Genomic DNA, 26187 nt, shown 5'->3' on the forward strand with positions numbered 1-26187 from the left:
CAACGGGAGGTGAATCCTCATGGTGCGGCGCTACACCAACGCGCTCAAGACCGCGCTGCTGCTCGGTGTGCTCACCGCGCTCATCCTCACCATCGGCTACGCGCTCGGCGGCAGCACCGGACTCATCGTGGCCACCGTGCTGTCGCTGGTGATGAACGGGGCCGCCTACTTCTACTCCGACACGATCGCGTTGCACGCCATGGCCGCCCGCCCGGTCAACGAAGCGCAGGCACCCGAGCTGCATGCGATGGTGCGCGAGCTGGCCACCAGTGCCGGCCAGCCGATGCCGCGGCTGTATGTCAGCCCCATCGCCCAGCCCAACGCGTTCGCCACCGGCCGCAGTCCCCGCCACGCCGCGGTCTGCGTTACCGACGGCATCCTGCGTCTGCTCACCCCACGCGAGCTGCGCGCGGTCCTGGGCCACGAACTGTCCCACGTGTACAACCGGGACATCCTCACCTCCAGCGTCGCCGCCGCCCTGGCCGGGATCCTCACCAGCCTGGCCAACCTCGCCCTGTTCCTGCCCATCGGCTCGTCCACCGAGGACGACGACGGACCCCACCCGGTGGCCGCGCTGCTGATGCTGATCCTCGCCCCCGTCGCGGCCGGGCTGATCCAGCTCGCCATCAGCCGCAGCCGCGAATACCAAGCCGATGTCGACGGCGCGGATCTCTCCGGCGACCCGCTCGCTCTAGCAAGCGCCCTGCAGAAGATCGACCAGTGGACACGGCGGCTGCCGCTGCCCGCCGACGCTCCACACGCCGCCTACGCCCACCTCATGATCGCTCACCCGCTCAGCGACGACGGGGTGGCGGCGCTGTTCAGCACCCACCCGCCGACCGCCGAGCGCATCCGCCGCCTGCGGCAGCTAGCCAGCCAGGTAGCGGCCGGCCCGTCGGGTCCAGCGCGCCCCGCGCCCCGGTCGAGTTGGGCGGGTGCACTGGCCCCCACGATGAGGAGCCTCGCGCGATGAACAGCACAGTTAGCCCTCGAACGGCGCGGATCTGCGGTGCAGTCGCGGCGGCGGCCATTGCGCTGTCAGCCTGCACGACCGGATCGAGCAATCCCGCCCAGCCGAACGCCACCACCACCACCCCGGCCCCCGCGGGGCCAGGGGCCGGGTACGCCGACGTGGTCGACCGGGTCAGCCCCAGCGTGGTCACCGTCCAGGCAGGCCAGGACCTGGGCAGCGGGGTCGTCCTGCGCCCGGACGTCGTGGTCACCAACCAGCACGTCGTGGGAACCCAGCGAGAGGTCACCATCGCCTACGCCGACGGCGCCCGCTCACCCGGCACCGTCCTGGCCACCGACACCATCACCGACCTCGCCGTCGTGCGCACCGACCGCAAGAACCTGCCCGTGCCGCAGTACCGCAACGACCTGCCCCGGCCCGGTGAACGAGCCCTGGCCATCGGCAGCCCCCTGGGCTTCGAGAACTCGGTCACCGCCGGCATCATCTCCGGGCTGCACCGCGAGATCCCCGGATCCGCCGGCCAAACCCAGTCCCTTGTGGACCTCATTCAAACCGACGCCTCGATCTCCCCCGGCAACTCCGGCGGTGCACTGCTCGACACGCAAGGCCGGGTCGTGGGCATCAACGAGGCATACATCCCACCCGCCGCAGGGGCGGTGTCTCTCGGGTTCGCCATCCCCTCAGCCACCGTCACCGACATCGCCGACCAGCTGCTCACCAAGGGCACCGCGACCCACCCCTACCTCGGGATCTCACTCGGCCGGCTCACCCCCGACATCCAACAAAAACTCGGCGTACACACCGACCACGGCGCACTCGTCCTCGGCATCGACCAAAGCGGTCCCGCCGCCGCCAGCGGCATCCGCACCGGCGACGTCATCACCGAATTCGCCGGCACACCAATCCGCAGCGTCGAGGACCTCCTGGCTGCCCTCCGACACACCCAGCCAGGACAGAAGGTGCCGGCCACCCTCATCCGCGCAGACACATCCCAATCCGTCACCCTGACCATCGGCTCGCGCACCGGCTGAGCACCCTCAGCACCCACGTTAATCGGTCCGAGCGGCGGCTGGGAACGCCACCACCGCCCGACGAAACGGTTCAACACGCTGACTTGACAGGGAAGCGCAGCGGGGCGACCAGCCGTCCTCCGGGCGCGAGCTGTTGCCACCACTGCGCGGGAATGTCCCACGGCGAGACGGTGGCGATCATGCGGTCGTACGGGGCGTGGTCGGGATAGCCGAGCCCACCATCGCCGGTGATCACATGCACGTCGCCGTAGCCGGTGGCGGTCAGGGCCCGCTTGGCTTTCGCGGTGACGTCCGGGTCGATGTCGATCGTGGTCACCAGGTCCGCGCGGCCGGTCAACTGGGCAAGGTGAAGTCGGCCCGGAGCGCGGTGCTGGCCTTTCCGCCAGCCCGTTTCTCCGGACCGCTTCCCGCACCCGCCGTGCGGCTCTCACCGCAACGGGCGCTCCACAGGTCCCGCTGTGCTGGGTGATCCTCATGCCGTTCGTGGCCAGGGCGAGGGGATAGCTGTTCCTCGGTAGCGGTAGCGCGTGGTGCGCACCGTGGCCGCGTTGAACAGGTCCGTGGTCTCGCCTGTTGGCCACCATCGGCCGCCGCAGTAGCGGCGTCGCAGTTCCTTCCAGTTCATCCGGGGATGTTTCTTGCGCAGCCACCAGATCACGCGTTCCCACGCATAGTGGGACACGTAGTTGAAGGCTTTGCTCGACACCCCCGGACGGAAGTAGACGCACCAGCCCCGCATCATCCGGTTGAGATGGACGAGCAGGTCATCCAGCGTCAGCCCAACGCCCGTCTTCCGGCACTGCTCCTTGACCTTCCCCGTGATCGCGCTAACGGACTTCCGCGCCGGGTAGGTATAGACGTAGTGCTGGTTCGTGCCTCGTTTGCGATGACGCTGGATGCGCCACCCCAAGAAATCAAGGCCATCCTCGATATGGGTGGTCAACGTCTTCTCCTCCGACAGGCGCAGACCCATCGTGGAGAGCACGTCGGCGATCTCGTCCCGGAGCGTTTCGGCGTCGGCCCGAGAGCCACACACCATCAGGCACCAGTCGTCGGCATAGCGGACCAGCCGGAAGTTCGGCAGTCCTCGGCGACGGCGCCACATCCGTCCGCTAGCACCCCACCGAGCGGTGTCATGCCCTCCCGGTGCCTGGGTGATGTGCTCATCCAGAACCGAGAGCGCGACGTTGCTCAGCAACGGCGACAAGATCGACCCTTGCGGGGTTCCGGTGCTGGTCTCCCTCAGCAGGCGATCCTCACCGAGGATTCCCGACTTCAAGAACGCCTTCACCAGCGCCAGGACGCGCTTATCCCCGATCCGAACTCGCACCCGCGCCATGAGCGCAGGATGCGAGATCTCGTCGAAGCATGCCTTGATGTCACCCTCCACCACCCACTCATAGGAGTTGGCGGCATAGTGGCGTACCTCGGCTACCGCGTCATGTGCCCGGCGGTTCGGGCGGAACCCGTAGGAGCACGGGAGGAAATCCGCCTCGAAGATCGGCTCCAGCACCAGTTTCAGGGACGCCTGCACCACCCGGTCGGTCACCGTGGCGATCCCCAGGCGACGGACTTTGCCGTTCGCCTTCGGGATCAGCCGCTCACGAACCGGGAGCGGGCAGAAACCGCGGTCGCGCAGTGCGGACCGCAGCCCGTCGAGGAAGACCTCGACACCCCGCACAGCCTCCACGTAGTGGGCGGTCTCGCCGTCCACCCCGGCCGTCCGGGCTCCCTTGTTACCCCGCACCCGAGCCCACGCCACCAACAGGAACGCGGGATCGGCCACGAGATTGAACAGGTCGTTGAACCTGCGACGAGGGTCATCACAGGCCCAGCGGTGCAGCTTCGTCTGGATCTCCAGTACCCGGCGTTCCGCCTTGACCAAGGCGTACTCCAGCTCGTCGGTATTCACCGGCGACGTCCTCCTGGCATTCCAGTCCTTCCGCTGCTGACTTGCTGTCCTCCTTCGCCATGTACGCGCCTTTCGCGCGCTCGGACTACTACGAGGACTCCGCCACGTCCGGACGCCATCAGCCGACGACGAGCCTGCCCCGCTTCCGATCGGATATCGGAAGGGTCGGGCAGCATCCGGACGCTTCCCACGTTCACCACCATCCGTTCGACAAGTGAGCCGCCCAGCTCTACCCCGGCAGACTCGCCACACCTACGCCGCAGACCTTCGGCGTGGCCTCCGCCCCGGCAGCCTTAACCGGTTACGGAGTCGCATCCAGAGACATCCTGAAGGCGTGCACTGCACACCGGCCCGTATCCACCAGATTTGAGCCGGCACAACGATTACGGAGCTTCAAGCGCTGGTTTCTCTCGTACGGCTTCTCGTCTCGCTCACCGGACCCGCGCTGTCTGGCAGTACCAGCACGTCCCGACTTTGTCAGGGCCGCTTGCCATCCTCCCGCGCGTCTCCGCGGTCAGACTGCCCTCGGCTTCGTTACCCTGCTGCGACAGGACAACGGCGGGGATCTCCCATCCCCACACGGAATTGGTGGCGCCTCGTGGCGCACCAGGCAGGCGTTGTAGCCAGTTCCCGCGCCGATTTCCAGGATGCGGTTGCCGGGTTGGACGTGAAGCTGGTCGAGCATCGCCGCGACCAGCCACGGCGCCGACGCGCAGGACAACGACCGGCCATCCTGGAACCGGTGGGTGATCACCGCCTGCCACGGGTCGTAGGCAGTGGCCAGTGGGGCGTCGGGCACGAACTCATGACGTGGTGTGTCCAGCAGGACCCGCGCGACCTCACTGAGCTGCGCGTATCCCGACTTGCGGACCTTGGCGACCATCTCCGCGCGCAGCGACCCCGGCGACACGGTGGTGGTATCGGTGCCCATCGCTTCCCTTCTAGTTCAACGATCAACTATGTGGACGGCCATGGTCAGCATGGCCCGGTTACGACGCATCCAGATATGAGACAGGGCGGACACCCTGGGTTGTTCGGGCAGAAATGCTCTCGACAGAGCGCGCCGCTAAGGCAGCACCTCCCTCTCGGCGCAGCCCGAGGTAGTCAACTGCGAATGGGCCATGTCATCAAGCGCGTTCGGGCAGTGCCGTGGAGGCGCGGTTGAGGCGTCACCAAGCTTGACCTGCATGAATATCGCGACTCGTCGCTGACGATTCCACCATTCGGGGCATCCAACCTCCGGGTCGTTCCTTCACAGGCCAGGACACGGCGGGCCTTGTCCCCCTGCAATGTCCGGGTCGGCTGCGACGTCGGCTTAGGCTGGGTCAGGTGATTGACCAGTTGACCGTGGAAGCGGCGGTCGCGGACGCTCGCCTTGCCGCGATGGAGTTCGATGACGCCCAGACGTGGCTCCACGCCCACCAGTCGCTGCTGAAGCCGCTCGCGGCCGAGGTCTGGGTCACCGACCCGACGTACAGCCACGTCTTGCTGGTACGGCACCGCGTGCGCGGATGGGTGCCGCCTGGCGGCAAGGTCGAGCCAGGCGAGACGCCGCGGGCAGCCGCAGCTCGTGAACTCGTGGAGGAGGCCGGCGTAGCGGGCGAGCTGCTGCCTATGCCGGCCGCGGTGGCTGTCCGCTCCTTCCGCGCCGACTGGGCGCCGACGCTGAGCCTGTCCTACGGCGCCGTCGTCGACCGCGACGTGCCGCTCGGCGGGGAGACTGGGCAGCCATCGAGGTGGGTTGACCTGGACGAGACGTGGGAGAGCGTGTTCCCCGAGGACCGCGAACGTATCCGCGCGTACGTACGCCGATTGGCAGCGGGGAACGTGGTGGGGGCGCGCTGAGACCCGTCGCCGGTGCACGGTCAGAGGACCTTGTCGATCAGACTCAGGATGTCGTCGGGCAGCGTCACCAGTTGGAGCTCGTGCAGGAATCGAACCCACACCGGCTCCAAGCCGGGCTTCGCGGTGAACTGCTCCTCGCTCAGCTGCCCTTCGGCGTAGGCCGCGGTGCGGTGCGCGTGCTGCTGGAGCTGGTCTTGGTGCAGCCATCGGGGTGCGCGCACCTCTTGGGCAGAGGGTCGGATCGGGCCAGAGGTCTGGGCCCGATAGATCCACCACTGATGGCCCACGCGGTCGCTGGTCGGTCGGCGGCAGTGGTTGGGCCGCCATGCGGTCAGCAGCAGGTGAAGTGAGGTGACGGTCAGGCCGACTTCCTCGGCGACCTCAATGCGGGCGGCTTGCTCGGGGCCTCCGTGCTGGTCGACATGACCAGCGACCGGCGCGATCCCCGCAGGGGGCCTCGCGCGTTCGAAGACCAGCAGCCCGTCCGGTGAGGAGATGAGCACGCCGACGGCCGCGTGGTCGCAGTACTTGATCCTGCTGCCGTGGCTACTGGTCGGTGGCGGGGCGGTCAACGTAGTTCCCTGGGTCGCTGTGCGACAACCACGAGCCAGCTCGTCACGGTAGGCGTGTCGGGCGTGGTCAGCGAGTACGCCTTGTCGAGGATGTCCATCCGCTGAGCGTGGGTGAAGTCCCCGTCGGGTCGAGCGAAGACCGGAATCGACAACCACGCCTTCTTCTCGGCCATCGTGCTGCGCTGGGCGACGACCTCGGTGTCGAGCACGGTCAGTCCGGCGACCGACAGGTGGTCGGCAATCGTGTCCAGTGGCAGCTTCGGAGCTGGCTCGGCGGCTGGAGGCGGGGCGTAGCCGTGGTCACGGGCCGCGACCTGACGGATCAAGGTGTTCAGCGAGGGGCCGGTGCGCACATTGGTCTCGTCGGGGTGGCGGACGCCGGCAAAGCCGCCGCCGACGTTGAACACGAACCGGCCGCCGGGTCGTAGGACCTGGTGGACGGCGGCGAACACCTGTGGCACGTCGGTCTTCCAGATCGCGGAGTTGCACACCACCGCGTCTGCCGCGCCGGGAACGTGGCCGACCAGATCTTCGGCTGGTGCGGTGACCCAGCTCAGGCGTGGGTCGGCCAGGGTGCGTCGGCCAACGCGCTGCATGGCAGCGGCGTTGTCCAGGGAGACGACCTGGGCGTCGATCGGCACGAGTTCGAGGATTGCCTCCGCGGTCGCGCCGGCTCCGCCGCAGAGGTCGACCACCAGCCGGCTGTCGGTGAGATCGGCGCGGCGAGCAAGGTCCCGGCTGGTGGCCGAATACATGGGGAAGGCACGGGTGAAGGCGGCGTACGCCTCGGCAGTGGTGTCCTCGTCCCAGCCGAGAAGGGCGTCCAGTGGTGCCATCGCGGGTACCTCGCTTCAGGGCGCAGGCCAGGCTCGTTGCGGACGGACGCGACGAGCCGGGGTCGGTTAGAAGAGGGAGTTCTGGAAGGCGGCGGCGGGCGAGGTGAACGGGCCGAGCGTGATGCGGCGACCCTTGAGGGTGCCGAGGTCGAGCACGTAGTCCACTTCGTCGTCACCGTCCAGGGCGGCCAGCACCTGGGTGCCGACGCACGAGACGACGGTGAAGCCGTGCTCACCGTCGCGCAGATCGTGTGGGTACAGCATCCGTACGCCGTCGGCGACGCGCATTCGGTCGCCTTCGGCAGGAGGAGTCCACGTCTCCAGCATTGCCGGAGTGTTCATCGCTGCGAGCGCGTCCGCGGCGCGGGAGACGTGACGGTCGTGGGTCGCGCTCGCGGTGGACAGGTCGGTCAGATTGGCCAGCGCCTTGAGCTTGGTCGAGGCCCGGATGGTCTGGGGCACCTGCAGGCCGCGGGTGATGGCGTCTTCGAGGTGGCGTACGGCGCGGCCGTCGGCGCTCTTGGTCAGATAGGTCGCGATCAGGGCGCCTTGTTCGTCGAGGCGGGATTGCCTGCGTGGTTCGGCTGCAGTGCCGACCTTGGTGGCGCCGTCGGCGAAGGTGGCGAGGTAGAGCCAGTGCGGCTGGTCCATGTACTGGCGCAGGGCCGCGGGGACGTTGCCGTCCTGGTGGAACTGGTGGGCGAAGCGGAACTCGTCCTGGCGCAAGCACCGAGCGCACTGGTCGCCCTGCTCGGTCGGCGCGCGGTCGGGACACGCGAGGGCCTCGACGCGCACCGTGTCGGCGAACTGGTACCGGCCGGTGCACCACCGGCCGGTACCGACCGCAAAACCGAGTCGCTGGTTCATGATCTCGGCGTAGACCAGCGGCCCGTCGGGCAGCGGGGCCAGCAGCAGCCGGGGATTTCCTGTCGCCCAGGTGATGCCGTGGCACACGTACTCGCCGCCGGTTGGTCGGGTCGCTGGCATGGTGCGTTCCTCGTGATGACTGTTGGCGGGGTCAGATGGCGAGCTGGAGGCGGTCGGCGAGCGCTTCGGCAGCGGTCTTGAAGACCGCGTCGCGGTCCATGTCGGTCACGTCCATCGACAGCCATCCGCCGCGCTGCTCGTGCTCGCGCAGCTTCGCGAGAACGGTGTCCTGGTAGCGGATGAAGTCCTCGTCCGCGCCGCCGGAGTGGCCGGTTTCCAGGGAGCTGAATTCGCCCTTGCGGGCGAGCGCGTCGCGGGCGCTGATGCGCAGGAAGAACACCAGGTCGGGTTCGGTGAGGTGGGCGAAGACCTGCTCGGCCAGGCTGGTGGAGACGTCGGGATTCACCGCGTAGCGAGCGAGGATCTTGTGGTGGGCGTTGTCGAGGATCACGTGGGTTCCGGCGGCGAGGGCGGGCTGGATGACGAGTTTGTCCTGGAGGGTGTACCAGGCGGCCAGCGCCAGCAGCCAGTAGTGATCGCCGCACGCCTGGGCGACGCGCGCGTCGCGGCGATAGACCAATGCGTTGAGCCTGTCGACGTAGGCGGACAACTCGGCGTCCATCGGGACTTCGGTGCTGTGCTTGCCGATCAGGATCGTTTCGTGGCCGGCCTCGTTGAGCGCTTGGTGCAGGCGGGTGGCGAGGGTGGACTTGCCCGCGCCGTCGATGCCGACGACCGTGATCTCGCGCCCGCGCGCAGGGTTGAAAAGTGGTGCTGCGTTCGTCATGTTGGTGCGCTCCAAGGGATCAGATCGGCCGGGCGGCCAGTCGGTTGGCGACGATGTCTTGAATCTGTCTAATTAGGACGGTGCGCCGCCGGACAACGTCGCTGTGACGCTCGTTGGACAAGTCCGCGGGGTAGTGGCGAGCAAGGTTGTTGGAAATGACATGCAGGTAGCCGAAATCGATCCCGGCGTCGCGTGCTGCAACTCCCATAGGGCCGATCTCGGGATCGACGAATGCGTGCTCGGCGTGCTCGGTCAGCCAGTCCCTGTTCTCCAGCAGGATCGAGGGTGACGTGACGTGGATGCCGGTGTGCACGCCTGGTTGGGCGGTGGCGAAGTCGCCGAAGAAGTCAGGCCACGCCACGAGGCTGCCGCCGACGAGGCTTGTGTTTCCGGTAGCCAGCCGCGTGTTGGGCTCGATGTCGGGGTTCAGCGCACCGACTTTGCCGACGTAGACGACGTCGCGGGCACCGAGCTCGGCCAGGCGCGTGACCACGCGTCCGGCGACGTCGCCCCAGATGCTGTGGAGGAACCCGAGGTAGACCACTCGTCGGCCGTGGATCTGAGCGCGTTGCCAGGCGTAGCCGTGCCCGTAGGTCCACGCTCCGTCGGCAGGAGCGAGGTGCGCCAGGCCCCAGCCGACGATCACGAGGTCGCCATCGAGTTCGAGGCCGAGCTTCGCCACCGCCTCGCGGGACAACATCGGGTCGGGCAACTCGTAGGTGACCGTGTCGGCCGGTTTTCCTGTCATGGACAGGTACGTGGCGATGATCAGGGCGTAGTGGTGGACGTAGTCGGCACCGGGGAACGCCTTGACGATGAGGTCACGGCCGTGGACCTCGGCGGTGGGGCGCTCGAAGTTGAACAGCTTGCCGGTCTTCTCGTGCGTGGAGATCACGGCTTCGCGGTCGTAGCCGCCGACGACGTGGATGCTGTCCCAGTCGTGGTCCTGGATGAGGTGGTGGACCTTGATCTGTAGGTAGCGCAGAAGGCGGTCCGGGGCCATCGTGTGCCCGTCCACCGCGATGGGGGACGTCTGCAACGCCGAGCTGGCTCCCGCGGTCGGGATTGTGTTGGCGAGGAGGCTCATCAGGCCGCCTCCGGGATCCGCACGCTACTACCCGCCGCTTCGCGGACGACGGCGATGTTCCGCCGGATCAAGTCGAACCGCTCTTCGGGGATCCGACCCAGATTCTCGATTCGAGGGGTCGGGGGTTTCTCGTAGGGACCGTCGGGCAGCATCTCGATGCCCATCGCGCCGAGGATGACCGGGGCGGCGCCGTCGACCGAGGCGATCCATTCGTGCTCGCGCTGTTCGACGAGTTCCAGGTGCCCGGTGCGGCCGAGGCCGAGCAGCCGATAGACGATCCGGTCCTCGACCATGCCGTGGTCTTCCAGGTACCGGGTGGCCGCCCAGCGGGTGCGGCAGAGCTGGTCTTCGGGCGCGGGACGTCGTGATGCGGGCAGCGCGATCGCTCCGACGTATTCGTTGGAAGCGAAGTAGTCGTAGCAGCGCAGCCACTCTTGATCGTCTGCCGCGTGCAGCACGACGCACAGGCGGAACTCGTCGCTGAGGTCGAGGATCTCGCGAGCGGCTTCGTCGCTGGCCTTGATGGTGGCGAGCCCGTCGCGCATGACGTCCGGGAGGATGATCTCGCGGGCGTCCACGATGTGGGCCGCCGCGATCAGGTCGGCGGCCGGCAGGGCGTGGCCGAGATCGAAGACCCCGTTGTCGACAATGATCTCCGCACCCCGCTGCGCCTCGCGGTGGAAGAACGCGCGGTAGGCAGCGTCGGTCAGAACACGCTGGGCCGCCACGTGGTGGACGCTGGCGGGCTCCTGCGCGACGAAGACGTTCAGGTAGTCGGGCGGGGCGATCGCGGAGAAGGCGATGCTCTTGGCCATCAGGCGACCCTCCACCTGTCCGTGGCGAGGGCGAGGAACTGTTGGGAGAGCACAGGATCACTCTCGAATCGGCCGCGGGCCTGCAGTGTGGTGGTACGAGCTGCCTCCATCCGCACGCCCCGCGCGCTCATGCACAGATGCGTGCCACGAACCGCGACGGCCACGTCGGTACTGCCGATCACGACGGCGATCTCGTCGGCTACCTGCCGGGTGAAGCGCTCCTGCACCTGAAGGCGGCCCGCGTATTGCTGTGCGATTCGACCGAACTTCGACAGGCCCATTACTTCGCCGTCCGGTACGTAACCGATGGCGACGTCCAGGTTCATGGGTAGCAGGTGGTGCTCACACAGCGACCAGACGCTCATGCCGCCGATCACCACCAACTGGCCGCTCAGATGTTGCTCGGGGAAGCAGGTCGGGGCGGCCGACGGCTCCGGGGAGAAGAACCCGCGCCACCACGCGGCGACCCTGGCCGGCGTGTCCGACAGACCCTCCCGTCCAGGGTCCTCGCCGATCGCGGCGAGGAGCTGGCCGACAAGATCGGCAACGCGCTCAGTGTCGACCGGGCCCGGCGACACCAGGTCCTGGCTTTCGCTGGGAGCAAGCCTGTCGAGGGTGTTGGTCACGGACTTCGCCTCGCTTCCGGGAGTGGTGAATGGGTCAAGGACGTCAGCGGCGGCGGCTCCTGATAGCGCCACGGCCCGCAGGTGCGGGGACGACATGCCGGGCGCAGCGACAGTGACCGCGAGCACCGCGATCCAGTGCTCGGTCTGGGAGTCGGTGTCACCGCGCTCCGGTCAGGATGTGCAGGCGGGTGGAGACGTTCCATCCGCGTTCAGTGGCCCGGCCGTAGAGCGCGTCCATGCCGGCCAGAACCTTCTCCTGGGTGGTGCCTTCCGGCATCACCCACACCGGAGCCAGGTGGTGTTCCTCGACGAGCTGGGCGATCTCGTCGAGGTCGCGGTCGGGCTCGGTGACAACGAACTTGAACACTGCGCGGTCTGTCGCGACCAACGCCGAGAGGGCTTCGGGCTTGATGCGGGTGGAGTAGGTCATGCCAGAGTTCGCGAGTTTCGGACTCACCACCCAGAGATCGACCAAGGAGGTGAGTTCCGGTGTGGGTGCGACCGTGCCGTTGGTTTCGACCTGCACCCGGATGTCGGCCAGGCCGCGGGCGAGGGCGGTCATGGCGGGCTGCTGCAACATCGGCTCCCCGCCGGTGATCACCATCATGTCCACGCCGCGCTCGCGCACCCACGACACCAGCTCGGCGACGGGGACTCGGTCGCTGACCTCGACCGGGTTGTACCTGCTCCAGTCCCAGCTCTCCGGGGTGTCGCAGTAGCCGCACCGGAGGTTACAGCGGGAGAATCTGACGAACACGCAGCGCTGCCCTGTCCAGGGGCCTTCGCCCTGGAACGACTCGAACTTCTCCGTGAGAATTGCAGAACCCTCTACCCGTTCGGGAGCCAAGGTCAGCGTGTTCACGAGGCATCGCCTCGTTCCCACAGGCCAGTGGTGGTCCCCGAGTCGACCCGTACGGATACGAGTCGACCGCGGATCTCCGGCTCGACGTTGTCGACGAACCAGCCAGCCAGGTGGGCGACCAGCGCAGGGCCGGCGGCACGTAGCCCCGCGTCGGCGGCAGGGGCCTGGAGGTAAGCCCCGAACGGCTTCAGGTCGCCGAAATCGGTGATGAACCCAACCTCGTCCAGCCCGTCCGCCCCCAGCACCAGCGTGACGTCACCGTGGCCGGTCTTGAAGGTCTTCGAGATCGTGACCTCGCCGGTGACACCGTCACAGCGTGCCGACGTGGTCGCGGTCTCCGAAACAACCATCGCGACGAGCGTGATCGGCACCGCGGACTCAACGTTGTCCCGGAACCACTCGGCAAGGTGAGAAGCGAGAAGCTCGCTCGTCGGGTGGAAGGTGACCTGCTCGTTGAGCAATCGGTGGTCAAACGTCGCGGCCAGATAGTCCCCAAGAGGCGTCAGGTCACCGGGGCCGTCATTGTGCACGAGCGCCGATGCGGTCACCGTGTAGTTGTGGCCGTGGTTGCGGCTGCACTTGTGACTGGCCGGCAACAGTCTCAGCTCATGGCTGGCGCTGAAACCGAACGACTGCGAGATGGTGATCTGGCCGTCCGCCACACACTTCTCCTCAGCGGCCTTCATGTAGCCCTCCTTCGTCGGTCATGCCGAACAGCACTCGGACCGATGTGCGCTGGCGGCGGAACTGCTCGTACCGGCACGAACGACGCAGCGACGGAAAGTCCGGGGGCCGAACCGAGCCGTGACGATCTGTAGTACCTTCGCTACCGGTGAACCTTACTGCGATATCAGAAAGGTAATAAGGTTGAGGTCTCGCTGTCGAGGGCAGCCTTGCTGCCTTACGACTAAGGTCAACGGTGGGAGCACCCCCCACCAGGAGACGCAAGGAGGGCGAGCGATGACCGATGCCGGCCCGTGGACGAGCGTGTCGATGCCGTACGTGAGCGGCCACCGCGGCGACGCCTGGAGCGCCGAGGCGGCAGAGCACGGAGGTACGGGAACCCAGAAGCTGCTGGGTGTGGAGGAGGTGTCCGCCTCCGCGATGGTGGCGGACATGCTCGGCCTGGCTGCAGGCGAGCCGGTGGTCGTGCGGCGCCGCCTCATGCTGTTCAACGACCACCCAGTCGAGCTCGTCGACTCGTACTACCCGGTGAACATCGCTCGGGGCACCCGGCTGGCCGAGCCCCGCAAGATCCCTGGCGGAGCCGTCGCTCTCCTGGCTGACCTCGGACATCGGCCACGCCGCGTACGTGAAGACGTCAGCGCGCGGCTTGCCACGCCGCACGAACGGACCACGCTGGAACTGAACGACCCGTCCTGCGTGCTGCTGCTCGCCCGTGTGCTCCTCACCGGAGACGAACGGCCTGTCGAAGCCAGCCTGATGACGATGGTGGCCGACGGACGACGGCTGCGATACGAGCTGACGCCATGATCGCTCTAACGACGTCTCCAGGAGCCGACTTTGCCTCGCGCCCGTGACAGCCGGCCCCGGCACCAGCAAATCGCAGCGGAACTGCGCGATCTCATCATGCGTGGCGAGCTGAGCCCTGGTACGCAACTGCCGTCCACCGCGCAACTCGTGGAGCGGTACGGCGCAGCGAACGCCACCATCCAGCACGCGCTGAAGGCCCTGAAGGACGAAGGCTTCCTCGACAGCCGTGTCGGCAAAGGCGTCTACGTCCGCGACCGGCAGCCGTTCGTCATCGACGCCTCCGCCTACATCACGCCCGAACCAGGCCGGTTCCGCTACCAGTTGCTCAAGGTCGACAACGTCGTTCCACCGGCGGACATCGTCGCCGGATTGCAGCTGACGCCGGGCGCTACCGCGATCCTCCGCACCAGAATCCTCCTCCACGACGACCAGCCCGTGGAGTTGTCCGCGTCCTACTACCCCTCCGAGATCGCCGACAACAGCAGCCTGGCCAAGGCCGCGAAGATCCGCGGCGGCGCGCCCCAAGCCCTCGCCGACCTCGGGTTTCCTCAGCGGACCTTCGTCGACCGGATTTCGGCACGATCCCCGACGGTGGAGGAAGCCGAGACACTGGACCTTCCAGATGGGACGCCGGTGATCCGGCAGTTGCGTGTCATCTACAGCGACAACGAGCGCCCCGTCGAAGCCTCGGTCCTCATCAAGGGCGCACACCTGTATGAGCTGTTGTACCGCCAGACCGTAGAGACCGAGTTGGGCTAGAGCCACGATGCCAAGGGTTTCGATTTCAGACACGACAACTGCATTGGTGACGATCTCCTCATCGGTCACGCCCTCGAATTACGACTTGGTCCGAGACCTCAATGCGGTGCGTCGAGCGTCCCCGCCAGCACGTCCGCGGGAACGGGAACTCCCCATAGACGTGGAGGGTGGTCTCGTCGCCCGGCATCCCCAGCGGTGCGTTCTGGTGAACGTGCTTCTAGGTACTCGGGCTGCCGCCGAAGACGGAAACTCGCCCAGACCGCAGCGACCCCAGTCAAGTGGGGATGATCAACGACGGCCAGAGCGGAGACGCGGCGCCAATGAGGCGGCAATGAGGCGGCACCCGACTTGACCTGCGCAAACGCCATTTTTACGGCAGTAGTCCGAACGGGTGCTGCTCGCCGAGCGGGTGATCAGGCTTGACCGGTAGCTGGTTATCGTGGCATTGGACCGACGGAGCGAGGTGATGTTCATGGGCGACCGGCGAGAGGCGTTCGCCGCGCGGCGTGAGCTGATGGGCTACACCCAGGAGAGCCTCGCAGCAGCCGTCGGTGTGGAGTTCTCCACCGTCGGCCGGTGGGAACGCGGTGATCTGACGCCGCAGCCGTACCGGCGGCCCCGCATCGCGAAGGCACTCGGTCTCACCCTCGAAGAGCTGGGCACGTTGCTCGCACCGACACCGTCCGGGCCGAACGGCACCTCGGCCGTCGCCCTAGCCCAGATCGCGGGAGCGGATGTCCTCCCTGTTCAGCCAGACCTCGCGGAGACAGACGACATGAACCGTCGCGACCTGCTACGCCTGTTCAGCATGACCGGCGCCTTGCTGGCGTTGCCAGCGGCCGAGTCGGCTGTCTGCGACGCGGAAAGGCTCGCTGCGGCGGCTCGAACTGGTGCCGTGGACTCGACGGCAGTCGCTGAGTTTGAGCAGCTCAACAGCCATCTGTGGCGTGTATATGCCTTCGCATCGACCAAGAGCCAGGTACTTCCCCTGGTCCGCGCCCAGCTCGACGTACTGTCCGAAGGCTTGCGTCGACCACAGTCACCGGCTACCCGGCAGCGACTCTGCGAGTTGTCCGCCGATCTCTTCCAGTTGGCGGGCGAGATCTTCTTCGACGGTGATCGCTACACCGACGCCGCCCACTGCTACACCCTCGCCGCGACAGCGAGCAAAGAAGCCAATACCCCTGACCTCTGGGCCTGCGCGCTGACCAGACACGCCTTCATCGCCGTCTACGAACGCCGGTTCAACGAAGCCGCCCCGATCCTGGAACTGGCTGCAGACCTGGCCCGCCGCGGCAACCCCGGTCTCTCGACTCGGCATTGGATCGCCGTCGTACAGGCCGAGACTTTTGCCGGACTCGGAGACCTCGATGCCTGTCAGCGTGCACTCGACACCGCCGCCGAGGTCCAGCACCTGCAGGAGCCGGTGCACAACGGCGGCTGGCTCCGGTTCGACGGCTCCCGTCTCGCCGAGGAACGCGGCACCTGTTACGTCACCCTTGGTCGCCCTGATCTCGCCGAGGCCGCTTTGACCGACGCACTGGCCGGCAACCTGACCGCTCGGCGAAAAGCAGGCGTCCTCACTGATCTGGCGATGATCGGCGTGCACCGGCGCGATCCCGACCAGATCGTCAACTACGCCTCCGCCGTCCTGGCCACCGCTCGCCAGACGGGCTCTGGAGTCGTCGTGCGCAAGCTGCGTGGCCTACAGCCGCACTTGGCACCCTTGCTCACCAACCAGCAGATCCAACAACTCGATGCTGAGATCAACAGCCTTATCGGCAGCCATGCCGCTTGATGGAGGACAACAGGATGCAGGATGACCGAGGCCGCGTGTTCCGCGAGGCGTGGATCGCTGGAGTCACCAAGCACTACCCCGGCGAGCCCAAGCCCGGATACATCACGCCGTGGGACCAGACCCCGGACTGGGAGCGCGACGCCGCGACCGCTGTATACGACCAGGTCTTCGCCTTCATCAAGGCTACCGATGGCGCCACCGCCAAGCTCACCCGAGACCAGAAAGGCCGTTTCGTCGCGCTGTGCTGGATTGGCCAGATCTTCAAGCACTTCCCCGAGCCGAAGGCGTCCTACGTCGCGGACTGGGACGACTTGCCGGACTGGCAGAGGGCGACGGACATCGACATCTTCGAGCGCATCGAACAGGACGTGTAACCCCTATGCCGGGGCAAGGCAAGCATCGTCTTTAAGCCCAGGCGTAGCGGACGTGTGAGCGGGTGGAGTGAGGTAAACGCGTGGGAAACAGGCGTGAAGCGTTCGCAGCTCGACGCGAGGCGATGGGCTTCACCCAGGAGAGCCTCGCTGCTGCCGTCGGTGTGGAGTTCTCGACCGTTGGCCGGTGGGAGCGCGGTGCCCTGACTCCTCAGCCATGGCGCAGGCCCCGCATCGCGACAGCGCTTGATGTTTCCCTCGATGAATTGGACGCCCTGCTCGGACCGGTCTCGGCTGACGCCCCGACAAGTCCGTCACAGTTGAGCACCGGACAAGAAGTCCCAGGGCAATCCCACGGAACCTCCCTGGCGCTGCCAGGCTCCGCTTCCACTGGCGTGGCCGGATACGACCCGACTGCACATGTTGACGTGGGAGCCAGCCCAGCCGAGTTCCTCAAGCCGTTGACCTTGGACGTGCAGCCTCCTCGGCGTGTCGGGTGGGCCGAGGTCGAGCAGGTAAGGCTGATGACGCGCACGCTGGCCGCCAGCGAGAACCTCTACGGCGGCGGCATGGCCGGTGAGGCAGGACTCGCCCACCTGCGGTGGGCCAGCCGCCTGCTGAGCTCTCAGGCCGGCACCAGCGTCGAAGCAGGGATGTTCGAGGCCGTCGGGAACCTGGCGGGGGTTGTGGCCTTCTCAGCGTTCGACGTCGGAAACCAGGACGCCGCAGCACGATGCTTCCGTTTCGGCCTATGGTGCGCAGAACAGGGCGGGTCGTGGGAACTACGCGCCGCGACGCTCGCCGACATGGCGCGCCAAGCCATCTATTTGGGCAACTTGGACGACGCCCTGTCGTTGATCGAGTTCGCCCAAGTCCGGGCTGACCGGCTGACCGCCACCGCGAGGGCGATGATCGGCGTCGTCCGCGCTCGATTGCTGGCGATGCTGGGCCGCCACGACGAAGCGCGAGCTGAGGTCGACCGCGCCGACGAGCATTTCGTCGGGCGTCAAGCGGAGACGGACCCGCCCTGGCTGATCTACTACGACGAGGCTGAACATGCGGGCAGCAGCGCGCGAGCACTCACTCCACTCGCTATGACCGACAAGCGGCCGGGTGACGCCGCCGGACGCCTCGAAACGGCGATCCGCTTGCACAGCGACGCTTACCCTCGCTCACGGGCATTCTCCAGGACGCGGTTGGCGACTTTGAACATGACGATCGGCGACCCGTGGGAGGCCGTCGACATTGGACGGCAAGCCATCGCCGATGCGCCGATGTTGCACTCGCGGCGGATGAGCGAGGAACTGTCCAAACTGGTACGAGCGTGTGAACCTCACCTGTCAATACCAGAAGTGGCCGAGCTCTCGGACTTCGCGACATCGGCCATGACCAATGTCTGATGTGGACACGAACTTGGTCCTGTCGCGAGATCCACGTGACGTGCTAACGGCAGCGGGCAGGAAGGCCGGCGTATCAACCGCGGAAGCGATGTTGATCCGCGACGGTACGAACGTCATCTACCAGGTGGCCGGTAGGGTCGTCGCTCGTGTGGGCCCTCCGGGCTCGCAGCTCGTGGCCGCCCGTCAAATCCAGGCGTCGCGTTGGCTGGCTGATGCCGGGATCCCCGTCGTGCGTGCCGTCGACGACATCGACCAGCCCACGGTTGTTGGGAATCGGCCCGTCACATGGTGGGTACAGCTTCCTGACCACCGCCACGCCACGCCGGCCGAACTCGGCGCGGTACTGGGGCGCCTTCACGCCCTAGAGGTGCCGGAATCGCCTTCGTTCCCCGTTGTTGACCCCTTCGAAGGGCTACGCGAGTCAATCGACGGCGGAACCATCCTGCCCGAGGATGACCGGGCCTGGCTTCGAGATCTCGCAGGGCAGCTGCACAGTGAGTACTTGGTGCTGGTTCCGGAACTGCCTCGGCGCGTCATCCATGGCGATGCCTGGCAGGGCAACGTTGTTGTCCCCAGGGCAGGCGGCGCCCCCGTGCTGCTGGATCTCGACCATGTCGGGATCGGGCCTCCTGAGTGGGACCTGGTCTCCTTGGCGGTCGATTACACCGACTTCGCCCGGATCACGGAGGTGGACTACCAGGCTTTTGTGGACGCTTACGGCGATTACGACATGACCGCCTGGCCCGGCTACCGCACCCTGGCGACGATCAGAGAACTCCGGTGGACTGCCTTCGTCCTCGGCAAAGCCACAACCAGCCCAGAAGCCGCGGAACAGGTACGCCATCGGGTGGCGTGCCTGAGAGGCGAGATCGAACGGCCGTGGTCGTGGTCCGCCTTCTGAGACCGGAGTACACGTTGACATCACTCTCGGCCGCCAGCCGCGTCGTGCCTCACAAACTCTTGGCCGACCTCCGAGCGGCGCGCGGTCGACAGCTGCCACTCGAAGCCGTGCTCCACGAGTGGCGGCTGTGCCCCTTGAGCGGCGGTCGCAACAGCGATGTCTTCCAATGGGGCGAAGTCTGCCTGAAGCTCTACCGCAAGACCGACAAGAACCGCGTGGCTCGGGAATGGCACGGATTGAACCATGTTGCTGGACTTGGTCTCGCTCCGCAGCCACTATGGCGGGACGATCATCCAGACCAACCCGCACTCGGCATGAGCTTCGTTCCCGGCCGACCGATACCCGAGCTGACGAATCCCGAGCTGGTGCTGCCGTGGATTGCCGCCGCCACCGGAGCCATGCAAGCACTGCCGATGGCTGAGCCGTTGGCCTCCTGGCCACGAGTCGATTCGATCACCCACTACATCGCGCGGTTGACCGACATCTGGCCACAGCAGTTGGCCGCCGCCGACGACGCACATACAGGGAAAATGCGGACCTTGCTCGACCGCTGGGAGGCTAGCGGGGATGTCGGCCTTTTGCGTCGCCCCACGCCAGCCGTGTTCTCGCGCGGCGACGCCAACTTGCTGAACTGGCTGTCTGAGAACGAAGGGCTCCACGTCGTCGACTTCGAGTTCAGCGGCTGGAGCGATCGGGCGGTGGACGCTGCAGACCACATCGAGCACATCAGCGCTCGGCAAGTTCCCGACAGCACCTGGCGGACCCTAGAGGACGACTTCGGCGTGAACCGGCAGAACCGGTCAAGGTTCGCTGCCGCCCGACGCACAATCGCCCTGCGATGGCTGGCCGTCCTCTGGCGACGACGCGACGAACGTGAGCCCGAGTTCCTCGCCCAACTCGATCGTGTGTGCGCGCTGTTCTCGTAGTTTCTAAGCGAGGGCGTCCTTACGTGCAGACTGACACCATCGTCCGACGGCGTCACAGGGTCAGCGCGGCGGGAAGACGTCCGAGGACAGGAAGCGGGACGAAGTTCTCGGCGTGGTCGACGCCGATGCGTGCGCCCCACAGCCGGGCCAGGATCTCGGCCATTGGTCCGAAGTGCTCGGTGATGGGCTGGGACGCGTGTGCGGCCAGGGCGCGTTGCTTGGTGACCCAGGTAGTCGTGATGTCGACGGTGGTGTGCGCGGGAACGGGGCCGTCGAGGGTGAGGCTGTTGTAGGTGTCGGTGGTGTAGACCCGGCGGGGGTGTCCCGTGGCGATGACGACCTCGGGAAGGGCTTCCAACACTGCTTCGGCGATGCGCCGGTGGTCAGGGTGTACATCGCGCACCGGGTGGGTGAGGACAACCTCGGGGCCTGTATCCAGCAGCAGCTCGCGCACGGTCCCCGCGGTGGCCTGGTTGATCTGATGAAGCCCGGCGCCGAGTGCGGCGGCCCCGGCGGCGGCCTCGCTGGCGCGGGGCTCGGGGTGACGTGGGACGGCGATGGTGACGTCGGCCCCGGCGGCGACGCAGAGGGCGAGAGTGCCGCCGGCCCAGAGTTCGGCGTCGTCGGGATGGGCCATCACGGTCAACACCGAGGCGGGCGGGATGAACGCGACCAGTGGAATCACCACAGCCCGAGCTTGTCGATGACGTCGGCAGGCTTGGGCAGGCTCCGGCTGCTGCGGCCGGCGGGTAGCAGGGGCAGGGTGACGTCGGTGCGCATTCTGATCAGGTCGCGCCAGCCGAGGACCTGGTCCCAGGCTTCGAGGACGGCCTTGCCCTTGGTGCCGATGAGCCGTCCCGCGTCGGCCAGCTGGTCGAGAGTGAGGCCACCGGCCAGAAGCTTGGCTGCAGTGCCCGCGCCGACCCCGCGCACGCCGGGGATGTTGTCCGCCGGGTCGCCCGTGAGGGCCCGGAAGTCCGCCCACTGGGTCGGCTGAACCTGGTAGCGGTCGAACACAGTGCCGGGCTCGATGTGGCGGCGGCCTCGCTTCATGGCGGTGTTGACCACCCGGACGTGCTCGTCGATGAGCTGGTAGAAGTCACGGTCGCCGGACATGATCCACACTCGGCGCTCGGGGTCGTCGCGGCGGACGCGAGCGACGAGGGATGCGATCACGTCGTCGGCCTCGGCCGTGTCGATCTCGATCCAGGCCAGCTCGTAGGCGGTCAGCGCTTCCTGGACGTGTGGGATGGCGCGGATGGGTTTGAGTGCGGCTTCGTCGAGGACGCGGTTCGCCTTGTAGTCGCTGTCGGTGGCTTGACGTTCGGCCGCGCCGTTCTGGCCGTCGAACACCACGATCACCTCCGGCGGGGAGGTGAACTCCTCGCGGATCGCTACGCGCAGTAGTGCGAAGAAGGCGAACTCGGCAGTCAGCTCGCGTGTCTTGTCGCGGGAGAAGATCGCGGCCGGGAAGCCGAAGGCTCCGCGCCAGAGCAGGTTGTGGCCGTCGACCAGCAGAAGAGGGACGTCATTCATCACCGCACCGCCTTGAGGAAGTCATGGGCGACTGTGGTGGGCAGATAGTCCCGCGAGCGGTAGTACGCAGCCCGTGATAGCGCTGCGTAGCGTACCGGATCGTCGAGGAGGACTTCGGCGGCACCCCACAGCCCGAACTCGCCGTGGGCGCGAGGCACCACGATCCCGCCCGCTCCTTCCCCGGTGCCAATGAGGGTGGGCAGGTTGTCCACGTCGAAGGCGACGACCGGGGTGCCGACGCTCATGGCCTCCAAGGCGACGAGGCCGAAGGTCTCCTTGGTCGAGGGCACGATGACCACGGCGGCGTTGGCGAGCCACGGCTGGACCTGGTCCCAGGGCAGGCCGTCGTCGCGGACGCTGCCCCTGAACAGGTAGGCGGCCGAGTGGGCGCAGCGACGATACTCGGCGGCCTGTGCGCCGGCGGCGTGCTCGAACCCGGCCTCGGCGAGGACGACCTCGACGCCGCGGTCGACGAGGCGGCCGGCGTCGAGCAGAGCGCGGACGTTCTTCTCCGGCCCGAGCCGGGCCAGCACCCGCACTGGCCCGCTCCGCCGCAGCGCCTCGCGCTGGCTGGCATCGGGTGCGCTGTGGTTGCCGAGCAGGGCGTTGGGCACGATCTGCCAGCAGGTGCTGTCGTAGTCCCGGTCGTGGGCATGGCCGAGGACCGTGGTCGACGGCACGATCACCAGGTCGGTGCGTTCCAAGGCCGGTACGAGGTCCTGGTCGTGGCCGACGACGTGCATCGCCAGCACTGTGCGCACTCCGTCGCAAGCTGGGGCGAGGCGTCCGAGTCCCCACAAGGCGTCGACGTACACGGCGATGTCCACGTGATGGCGGCGGTAGAGAGCGCGGAGGTCAGCGGCGATGATTTTGTCTTGGCCGTGGGTGCTGATTGCCTCGCGCAGTTCGTCGTCGCTGGCAGGGAAGGTGACCCCGACCGAGCCGAGCACGACCAGGTCCTCGTCGACCTCGTCCTCGGTCGAGTCGGGCTCGATTGCGGTGATGATCAGGGCCCGGTGTCCGAGCTGGCGCAGTCCGCGGGCGAGGGCGGCGGTCGCGCGTTCCATCCCGGCCGGCGCGTCGGGGGCGTAGGAAGCCAGAACGAATGCGACGGTGACCGGCTTGGTGGCGTCAGGCATGGCTGGTCACCTGCGCGGGGATGGGTATGTCGGTGGTCGGCTGGGCGGGGCGTTTCTCCCAGGGAAAGCTGACCCAGTCCGACACCGTCCACACCGAGTAGTCCGGGCAGGTCTCGGCCCCGGTGTTCAAGCACAACGTCGCGGTGATCACGTGAGCGTCCGGCGCGAGGACCGGGGTGAGGACGTTGCGGACTTTGTGCAGAGTGGCGCCGCTGCCGCAGATGTCGTCGACAACGAGGATGGCGCCGTGGAGCTTGCTGCGGCCGATGCTCCGGCGAAAGGCGTCGACGTCCACGGTGACCTTGCCGGTGGCCTGGCGGTACAGGCCGTCGTCGGCGTTGTGCTGGGCCTGCACGGTTCGGGGTTTCGCACCGAGGCGGCCGGCGAGGATGCGGGCGGGGGCGACGCCGCCGTTGGCGATACCGATGACGTGGTCGACCTTCGGGTGGTCGCGGCTGATGGCGGCGAACAGCAGCAGGCAGGCGTCGCTCAGGGCCTCGGGGGTGACCCGCCAGATGCGCTGGTGCTCGAACACGCGCAGTGCGGTGCGGGTCATGCCGAACCGTCCCGTCCGGTCACGGCCAGGCTGACCGGCCCGGTCAGCGGGTGCAGGGCGGCGATGGCGGTGGTATCCGGCGTGTTGCGCCAGACCTGCCCGTCGGCGCGCACGACGGTGAACCCGGCGGCGTCGGCGCGGGTGCGCAATCGCACCGGGACCGGGGGCGTGCCGAGCGCGCCGATCAGGTCGTGGGCCTCCTCGTCCGGCACTTGTTCGGCGGTGGCGAGCGACGCGCCTTCGCCGAAGGGCAGGTACTGCAGGACGGTCAGGCCGTGGACGCCGAGCCGGTCGGCCAGCTCGACCAGCGCGGGTAGTCCGGCGGCGGTGGAGCGCATGAGCACGGCTTGGATCTGGGTCGGGATGCCATGGGCGAGGGCGGCGCGGATGCCGGAGACGGCCTTGGCGAAGCTGCCCTCGCCGCGCCAGCGATCGTGACGCTCGGGGTTGGGGCCGTCGAGGCTGACCCGGATCGCGTCGACCCGGCGGGCGAGGGCTTCGGCGCGGCGAGGCAGGTGGGTGCCGTTGGTGGTGACGCTGACCGCGCAGCCGCCGTCGACCAGCACATCGAGCAGGGTGGGCAGGTCGCGGATCAACAGCGGTTCGCCGCCGGAGACGTCCACGCCGAGCACCCCGGAAGAAGCGATCCTGGCCGCGACGTCGGCACGTTCGCCGCGGCCGAGCTCCGCGACGGTCTTGTCGTCCAGGCACTGCGGGCAGGCCAGGTTGCAGCGCACGATGGGCGACCAGCACACGCTCACCGGCATTACGTCGCCCAGTTCGCCGGGGTGGACTTCCGGTAGTGCGGTGATGCTCTCGTGGGCCAGGGCGGTGCGTCCGGTGAGGATCGGCTGGCCGGTTCGGTGGGTCATGCCGGTGAGCGGGTCGTAGGCGACACCGCTGCCGCCGCGCGTGCCGCAGCCGACCATCCGGCGCCCCGAGGCACGTCCGATGGTCGTCGTTGTCGTAGTCATGGGCGTACCTCGCAGTGGGTGAGCAGCTCGGACATGGCGGCGATGAAGGTTTCGGAGCGTCCTCGCGGAGCGGGCAGCTCCAGCAGATCGCGGTAGCGGGCGAGGGTGCGCGGCCAGCCGGCGAGCTTGTGTTGCCACTGCTCGGCTGCGTCGGGTGGATCGAGGTGAAAGCCGACGACCTGGCGCAGCGGGATGACCAGCAGCCCGGCGGCGATCAGGCAGGCGCCGAGGTAGGTGTCCTCCATGCCCCACCCAAGGCGGCCGAACTCCGCGTCGAACCCGCCGACGTCCAGCACGGCGGCGCGCGGTACGGCGACCAGCGCGGTGACGACCATGCGGGGCAGGTCCCAGTCGTAGTAGGACTGCCCGTACCCGAGGTCGATGAAGTCGTGGGTGTCGTCGAGCGGGCGGCCGTCGAGCGGCTCGGGCAGCGTGATCCCGCTGTAGGGCAGCGTGGTGTTCGGCGGTGGCCGCCACACGACCCGGTGATCGGCCGCGAGATTCGGGATGCGCGCCAGGATGGCCGCGTCGTGGGAGTGGACCTCGTGGCGCAGGTTGTGGCGGAACCCGACCAGCACGCTGGTATCGGTGGCGCGAGCAGCGATGTCGGTGAGCACGTGTGGGGGAACCACCATGTCGCCGTCGAGGTAGAGCACCGTCTGACCTCGGGCGAGCGCGGTACCGACATTGCGGGCGGTGGCCGCGCCCATCCGCTCCGGCAGCCGCACCAACCGGTCGACCACCCGGTGCCGCGCGGCGACCTGGGCGGTGTCGTCAGCACTGGCATCGTCGACGACGATGACCTCGAACTCGTCCTGGCGATGCTGGGCGTCCAGAGCGTCGAGCACGGTGGGCAGGCTGTAACCGACCTCGTGGGCGGGGATGACCACCGAGACGGTGCGCGAGCGCGCCAGCCAACAGTCCGACGGAGTGGGCTGGTGCCAGCCGATCCCGTCGGCGAGAGCCTCCCAAGCATGAGTGCTGGAGCTGTGGTTGTTGCCGTGCCGCAGCAACTCCTCCCGCAGCGGTACGGAGTTGTCGATCATAGCCAGCCCCAACGGGACAGCACTCGCCTTGCGCCCAACCAATCGGTCGGTTCCGGCAACACCGCCAACTCCAGCGGCGGAACGTGATCGAACAGGCATTCGGCGGCGATCACGTAGAGCGGCTCCAACACCACGAGCACCTGCCGCAGCGTCTTGCCACGCAGGTCGTTGGCGAGGCGCGAGGTCACCCGAGCCCGGAGGGCTTCGGCCTCGCCGCGGCTACGAAGCTTGTGGTCGTACGTGCCGACCAGGTCCTCGGGGTGCAGCAGGCCGTGTTCCGCGGACAGGATCCTGATCCGCACCTGGTAGTTGGGGGCCAGGTGTTCGCGCAAGTGAGGCACCAGCGCGCCCTGGTACAGCTCCAGCGCCGGAGTCGGATCGGTGGTAACGAGCTTCTCGCGGCTGCAAGAGACGATGACCAGGCCCTGCTCAGGCTCGATGGCGGCGGCGAACGTCATGGTCGGCGCACCACCCGAAGCCCGATGCCCTCCGAGGCCAGCTCGGCGGGCGCGGCGTTGAGGAACGTTGACCGCGCGTACAGCGGAAGCGAGGCGTAGGACCCGCCACGCAGGACCGCCCCGTTGCCCATCGTCGAGCGAGCGGTCCACTCCCACACGTTGCCCGCTACGTCCAACAGCCCTTCAGGGGTCGCGCCGGCGGGGTGGGTGTCGACCGGACTCGTGGCGTCCAGCCCTGAGCCATTCAGGTTCGCCAGCTCCGGAGTCCACTCCTGATCGCCCCATGGCCAATGTCGGCCCGTGGGCCCGGCCGCCATCCACTCCCATTCCGCCGAGGTCGGCAGCCTGCCGCCCAGAGCGTGCGCGACCTGAACGGCCTGGTCGTGTTTGAGGCCGGTGACCGGGTGCAGGCTGCGTGTACTGGTGCGTCCGCCGCTCAGTTGGGCGTAGGTGATCGGGGTGCGTGTCCACAGCAAGGTGCCGATCTCGGCAGGTCGGGCGTCATCGCCGAACGCGCAAGTCCCACCGGGCACCTCGATCCACTCGACGTTCACCT

General features: G+C 67.7%; 30 protein-coding genes. 10 read left to right on the forward strand and 20 right to left on the reverse strand.

The features are described 5' to 3' along the window. Nucleotides 1-19 precede the first annotated feature (19 nt). Complete coding sequence (locus BA062_RS26370) at nucleotides 20-973, forward strand: M48 family metalloprotease (protein ID WP_098085316.1); 954 nt, start codon at nucleotides 20-22, stop codon at nucleotides 971-973. Then, on the forward strand, nucleotides 970-2004 hold the full coding sequence (locus BA062_RS26375) for a S1C family serine protease (RefSeq protein ID WP_205215107.1): 1035 nt from the start codon (nucleotides 970-972) through the stop codon (nucleotides 2002-2004). The genes BA062_RS26370 and BA062_RS26375 overlap by 4 nt, the downstream gene beginning before the upstream one ends. Before the next feature lie 70 nt (nucleotides 2005-2074). On the opposite strand, the gene BA062_RS26380 is transcribed toward BA062_RS26375, so the two are convergent. The 3 genes from BA062_RS26380 to BA062_RS26390 all read right to left on the reverse strand — a co-directional run bounded on the left by BA062_RS26380 (nucleotide 2075) and on the right by BA062_RS26390 (nucleotide 4847). Continuing rightward, nucleotides 2075-2341, reverse strand: coding sequence for a class I SAM-dependent methyltransferase (locus tag BA062_RS26380; protein WP_110341278.1), 267 nt, complete (start codon nucleotides 2339-2341; stop codon nucleotides 2075-2077). A 135-nt stretch (nucleotides 2342-2476) separates the two neighbouring features. Next, nucleotides 2477-3916, reverse strand: a complete 1440-nt coding sequence (gene ltrA, locus BA062_RS26385) for a group II intron reverse transcriptase/maturase (RefSeq protein ID WP_110341280.1) — start codon at nucleotides 3914-3916, stop codon at nucleotides 2477-2479. Between the two features lie 514 nt (nucleotides 3917-4430). Then, a complete protein-coding gene (locus tag BA062_RS26390; RefSeq protein ID WP_110341282.1) occupies nucleotides 4431-4847 on the reverse strand; it encodes a class I SAM-dependent methyltransferase in 417 nt (138 codons plus the stop codon). Nucleotides 4848-5245: 398 nt separating this feature from the next. Between BA062_RS26390 and BA062_RS26395 the strand changes: the two genes are divergently transcribed. Further along, entirely contained in the window at nucleotides 5246-5761 is a 516-nt protein-coding gene (locus BA062_RS26395) for an NUDIX domain-containing protein (protein ID WP_269467510.1), read from the forward strand. 20 nt (nucleotides 5762-5781) lie between these two features. Here the strand turns inward: BA062_RS26395 and BA062_RS26400 are convergent, their stop codons facing one another. The 9 genes from BA062_RS26400 to BA062_RS26440 all read right to left on the reverse strand — a co-directional run bounded on the left by BA062_RS26400 (nucleotide 5782) and on the right by BA062_RS26440 (nucleotide 12959). Then, nucleotides 5782-6333: an NUDIX hydrolase gene (locus tag BA062_RS26400; RefSeq protein WP_098085322.1), complete on the reverse strand. Its 552-nt coding sequence runs from the start codon at nucleotides 6331-6333 to the stop codon at nucleotides 5782-5784. Further along, on the reverse strand, nucleotides 6330-7169 hold the full coding sequence (locus tag BA062_RS26405; RefSeq protein WP_098085325.1) for a class I SAM-dependent methyltransferase: 840 nt from the start codon (nucleotides 7167-7169) through the stop codon (nucleotides 6330-6332). Before BA062_RS26405 ends, BA062_RS26400 begins: the two co-directional genes overlap by 4 nt. Before the next feature lie 66 nt (nucleotides 7170-7235). Next, a complete protein-coding gene (locus BA062_RS26410) occupies nucleotides 7236-8156 on the reverse strand; it encodes a DUF2797 domain-containing protein (protein ID WP_098085328.1) in 921 nt (306 codons plus the stop codon). Between the two features lie 31 nt (nucleotides 8157-8187). Further along, nucleotides 8188-8898 (reverse strand): dTMP kinase, encoded by a 711-nt coding sequence (locus BA062_RS26415; RefSeq protein WP_199542606.1) that lies wholly within the window; start codon nucleotides 8896-8898, stop codon nucleotides 8188-8190. A 4-nt stretch (nucleotides 8899-8902) separates the two neighbouring features. After that, nucleotides 8903-9970, reverse strand: coding sequence for a hypothetical protein (locus BA062_RS26420; protein ID WP_199542608.1), 1068 nt, complete (start codon nucleotides 9968-9970; stop codon nucleotides 8903-8905). Next, nucleotides 9970-10785 carry a hypothetical protein gene (locus tag BA062_RS26425; RefSeq protein WP_110341284.1) on the reverse strand — a complete coding sequence of 272 codons (816 nt, stop codon included), beginning with the start codon at nucleotides 10783-10785 and terminating at the stop codon, nucleotides 9970-9972. Before BA062_RS26425 ends, BA062_RS26420 begins: the two co-directional genes overlap by 1 nt. Next, a complete protein-coding gene (folE, locus tag BA062_RS26430; RefSeq protein WP_199542610.1) occupies nucleotides 10785-11411 on the reverse strand; it encodes a GTP cyclohydrolase I in 627 nt (208 codons plus the stop codon). The genes BA062_RS26425 and folE overlap by 1 nt, the downstream gene beginning before the upstream one ends. 157 nt (nucleotides 11412-11568) lie before the next feature. Then, complete coding sequence (locus BA062_RS26435) at nucleotides 11569-12273, reverse strand: 7-carboxy-7-deazaguanine synthase QueE (RefSeq protein ID WP_205215108.1); 705 nt, start codon at nucleotides 12271-12273, stop codon at nucleotides 11569-11571. Further along, entirely contained in the window at nucleotides 12270-12959 is a 690-nt protein-coding gene (locus BA062_RS26440; RefSeq protein ID WP_110341286.1) for a 6-pyruvoyl trahydropterin synthase family protein, read from the reverse strand. The genes BA062_RS26435 and BA062_RS26440 overlap by 4 nt, the downstream gene beginning before the upstream one ends. A gap of 274 nt (nucleotides 12960-13233) precedes the next feature. Between BA062_RS26440 and BA062_RS26445 the strand changes: the two genes are divergently transcribed. The 7 genes from BA062_RS26445 (at nucleotide 13234) to BA062_RS26475 (ending at nucleotide 19922) form a co-directional block, all read left to right on the forward strand. Further along, entirely contained in the window at nucleotides 13234-13767 is a 534-nt protein-coding gene (locus tag BA062_RS26445; RefSeq protein WP_110341288.1) for a GntR family transcriptional regulator, read from the forward strand. Nucleotides 13768-13797: 30 nt separating this feature from the next. Continuing rightward, nucleotides 13798-14526 (forward strand): GntR family transcriptional regulator, encoded by a 729-nt coding sequence (locus tag BA062_RS26450; RefSeq protein ID WP_110341290.1) that lies wholly within the window; start codon nucleotides 13798-13800, stop codon nucleotides 14524-14526. 466 nt (nucleotides 14527-14992) lie between these two features. After that, nucleotides 14993-16324 carry a helix-turn-helix domain-containing protein gene (locus tag BA062_RS26455; RefSeq protein ID WP_233520027.1) on the forward strand — a complete coding sequence of 444 codons (1332 nt, stop codon included), beginning with the start codon at nucleotides 14993-14995 and terminating at the stop codon, nucleotides 16322-16324. 14 nt (nucleotides 16325-16338) lie between these two features. Next, nucleotides 16339-16698: a hypothetical protein gene (locus BA062_RS26460; RefSeq protein WP_110341576.1), complete on the forward strand. Its 360-nt coding sequence runs from the start codon at nucleotides 16339-16341 to the stop codon at nucleotides 16696-16698. Between the two features lie 80 nt (nucleotides 16699-16778). Then, nucleotides 16779-18095: an NsdA family TPR-like regulatory protein gene (locus BA062_RS26465; protein ID WP_199542613.1), complete on the forward strand. Its 1317-nt coding sequence runs from the start codon at nucleotides 16779-16781 to the stop codon at nucleotides 18093-18095. A 1-nt stretch (nucleotide 18096) separates the two neighbouring features. After that, nucleotides 18097-18996 (forward strand): phosphotransferase enzyme family protein, encoded by a 900-nt coding sequence (locus BA062_RS26470; RefSeq protein ID WP_237338361.1) that lies wholly within the window; start codon nucleotides 18097-18099, stop codon nucleotides 18994-18996. A 107-nt stretch (nucleotides 18997-19103) separates the two neighbouring features. After that, on the forward strand, nucleotides 19104-19922 hold the full coding sequence (locus BA062_RS26475) for a phosphotransferase (RefSeq protein ID WP_168214097.1): 819 nt from the start codon (nucleotides 19104-19106) through the stop codon (nucleotides 19920-19922). 52 nt (nucleotides 19923-19974) lie between these two features. On the opposite strand, the gene BA062_RS26480 is transcribed toward BA062_RS26475, so the two are convergent. The 8 genes from BA062_RS26480 to BA062_RS26515 are packed head-to-tail and all read right to left on the reverse strand — an operon-like array spanning nucleotide 19975 to nucleotide 26185. Beyond that, entirely contained in the window at nucleotides 19975-20610 is a 636-nt protein-coding gene (locus BA062_RS26480) for a PIG-L deacetylase family protein (protein ID WP_233520029.1), read from the reverse strand. After that, complete coding sequence (locus BA062_RS26485; RefSeq protein ID WP_110341298.1) at nucleotides 20604-21458, reverse strand: 5'-3' exonuclease; 855 nt, start codon at nucleotides 21456-21458, stop codon at nucleotides 20604-20606. Before BA062_RS26485 ends, BA062_RS26480 begins: the two co-directional genes overlap by 7 nt. Continuing rightward, entirely contained in the window at nucleotides 21458-22597 is a 1140-nt protein-coding gene (locus BA062_RS26490; protein ID WP_110341300.1) for a glycosyltransferase family 4 protein, read from the reverse strand. Before BA062_RS26490 ends, BA062_RS26485 begins: the two co-directional genes overlap by 1 nt. After that, on the reverse strand, nucleotides 22590-23153 hold the full coding sequence (locus tag BA062_RS26495; RefSeq protein ID WP_110341302.1) for a phosphoribosyltransferase: 564 nt from the start codon (nucleotides 23151-23153) through the stop codon (nucleotides 22590-22592). The genes BA062_RS26490 and BA062_RS26495 overlap by 8 nt, the downstream gene beginning before the upstream one ends. Then, nucleotides 23150-24127 carry a radical SAM protein gene (locus BA062_RS26500; RefSeq protein WP_233520030.1) on the reverse strand — a complete coding sequence of 326 codons (978 nt, stop codon included), beginning with the start codon at nucleotides 24125-24127 and terminating at the stop codon, nucleotides 23150-23152. Before BA062_RS26500 ends, BA062_RS26495 begins: the two co-directional genes overlap by 4 nt. After that, entirely contained in the window at nucleotides 24124-25173 is a 1050-nt protein-coding gene (locus BA062_RS26505) for a glycosyltransferase family 2 protein (RefSeq protein WP_110341306.1), read from the reverse strand. Before BA062_RS26505 ends, BA062_RS26500 begins: the two co-directional genes overlap by 4 nt. Next, nucleotides 25170-25631: a DUF6884 domain-containing protein gene (locus tag BA062_RS26510; protein ID WP_110341308.1), complete on the reverse strand. Its 462-nt coding sequence runs from the start codon at nucleotides 25629-25631 to the stop codon at nucleotides 25170-25172. Before BA062_RS26510 ends, BA062_RS26505 begins: the two co-directional genes overlap by 4 nt. Continuing rightward, a complete protein-coding gene (locus BA062_RS26515; RefSeq protein ID WP_110341310.1) occupies nucleotides 25628-26185 on the reverse strand; it encodes a formylglycine-generating enzyme family protein in 558 nt (185 codons plus the stop codon). The genes BA062_RS26510 and BA062_RS26515 overlap by 4 nt, the downstream gene beginning before the upstream one ends. Nucleotides 26186-26187 lie beyond the last annotated feature (2 nt).

The organism is Prauserella flavalba, from assembly GCF_003202235.1.
In the GTDB taxonomy this organism is placed as follows: Bacteria; Actinomycetota; Actinomycetes; order Mycobacteriales; family Pseudonocardiaceae; genus Prauserella_A; species Prauserella_A flavalba.

What these genes read in the sequence shown, in the direction of transcription:
- BA062_RS26370 (WP_098085316.1), top strand. Translation starts at nt 20, where the DNA reads ATGGTGCGGCGCTACACCAACGCGCTCAAGACCGCGCTGCTGCTCGGT.
- BA062_RS26375 (WP_205215107.1), top strand. Translation starts at nt 970, where the DNA reads ATGAACAGCACAGTTAGCCCTCGAACGGCGCGGATCTGCGGTGCAGTC.
- BA062_RS26390 (WP_110341282.1), bottom strand. Translation starts at nt 4,847, where the DNA reads ATGGGCACCGATACCACCACCGTGTCGCCGGGGTCGCTGCGCGCGGAG.
- BA062_RS26405 (WP_098085325.1), bottom strand. Translation starts at nt 7,169, where the DNA reads ATGGCACCACTGGACGCCCTTCTCGGCTGGGACGAGGACACCACTGCC.
- BA062_RS26410 (WP_098085328.1), bottom strand. Translation starts at nt 8,156, where the DNA reads ATGCCAGCGACCCGACCAACCGGCGGCGAGTACGTGTGCCACGGCATC.
- BA062_RS26420 (WP_199542608.1), bottom strand. Translation starts at nt 9,970, where the DNA reads ATGAGCCTCCTCGCCAACACAATCCCGACCGCGGGAGCCAGCTCGGCG.
- BA062_RS26425 (WP_110341284.1), bottom strand. Translation starts at nt 10,785, where the DNA reads ATGGCCAAGAGCATCGCCTTCTCCGCGATCGCCCCGCCCGACTACCTG.
- BA062_RS26440 (WP_110341286.1), bottom strand. Translation starts at nt 12,959, where the DNA reads ATGAAGGCCGCTGAGGAGAAGTGTGTGGCGGACGGCCAGATCACCATC.
- BA062_RS26445 (WP_110341288.1), top strand. Translation starts at nt 13,234, where the DNA reads ATGACCGATGCCGGCCCGTGGACGAGCGTGTCGATGCCGTACGTGAGC.
- BA062_RS26455 (WP_233520027.1), top strand. Translation starts at nt 14,993, where the DNA reads ATGTTCATGGGCGACCGGCGAGAGGCGTTCGCCGCGCGGCGTGAGCTG.
- BA062_RS26460 (WP_110341576.1), top strand. Translation starts at nt 16,339, where the DNA reads ATGCAGGATGACCGAGGCCGCGTGTTCCGCGAGGCGTGGATCGCTGGA.
- BA062_RS26485 (WP_110341298.1), bottom strand. Translation starts at nt 21,458, where the DNA reads ATGAATGACGTCCCTCTTCTGCTGGTCGACGGCCACAACCTGCTCTGG.
- BA062_RS26490 (WP_110341300.1), bottom strand. Translation starts at nt 22,597, where the DNA reads ATGCCTGACGCCACCAAGCCGGTCACCGTCGCATTCGTTCTGGCTTCC.
- BA062_RS26495 (WP_110341302.1), bottom strand. Translation starts at nt 23,153, where the DNA reads ATGACCCGCACCGCACTGCGCGTGTTCGAGCACCAGCGCATCTGGCGG.
- BA062_RS26500 (WP_233520030.1), bottom strand. Translation starts at nt 24,127, where the DNA reads ATGACTACGACAACGACGACCATCGGACGTGCCTCGGGGCGCCGGATG.
- BA062_RS26505 (WP_110341306.1), bottom strand. Translation starts at nt 25,173, where the DNA reads ATGATCGACAACTCCGTACCGCTGCGGGAGGAGTTGCTGCGGCACGGC.
- BA062_RS26510 (WP_110341308.1), bottom strand. Translation starts at nt 25,631, where the DNA reads ATGACGTTCGCCGCCGCCATCGAGCCTGAGCAGGGCCTGGTCATCGTC.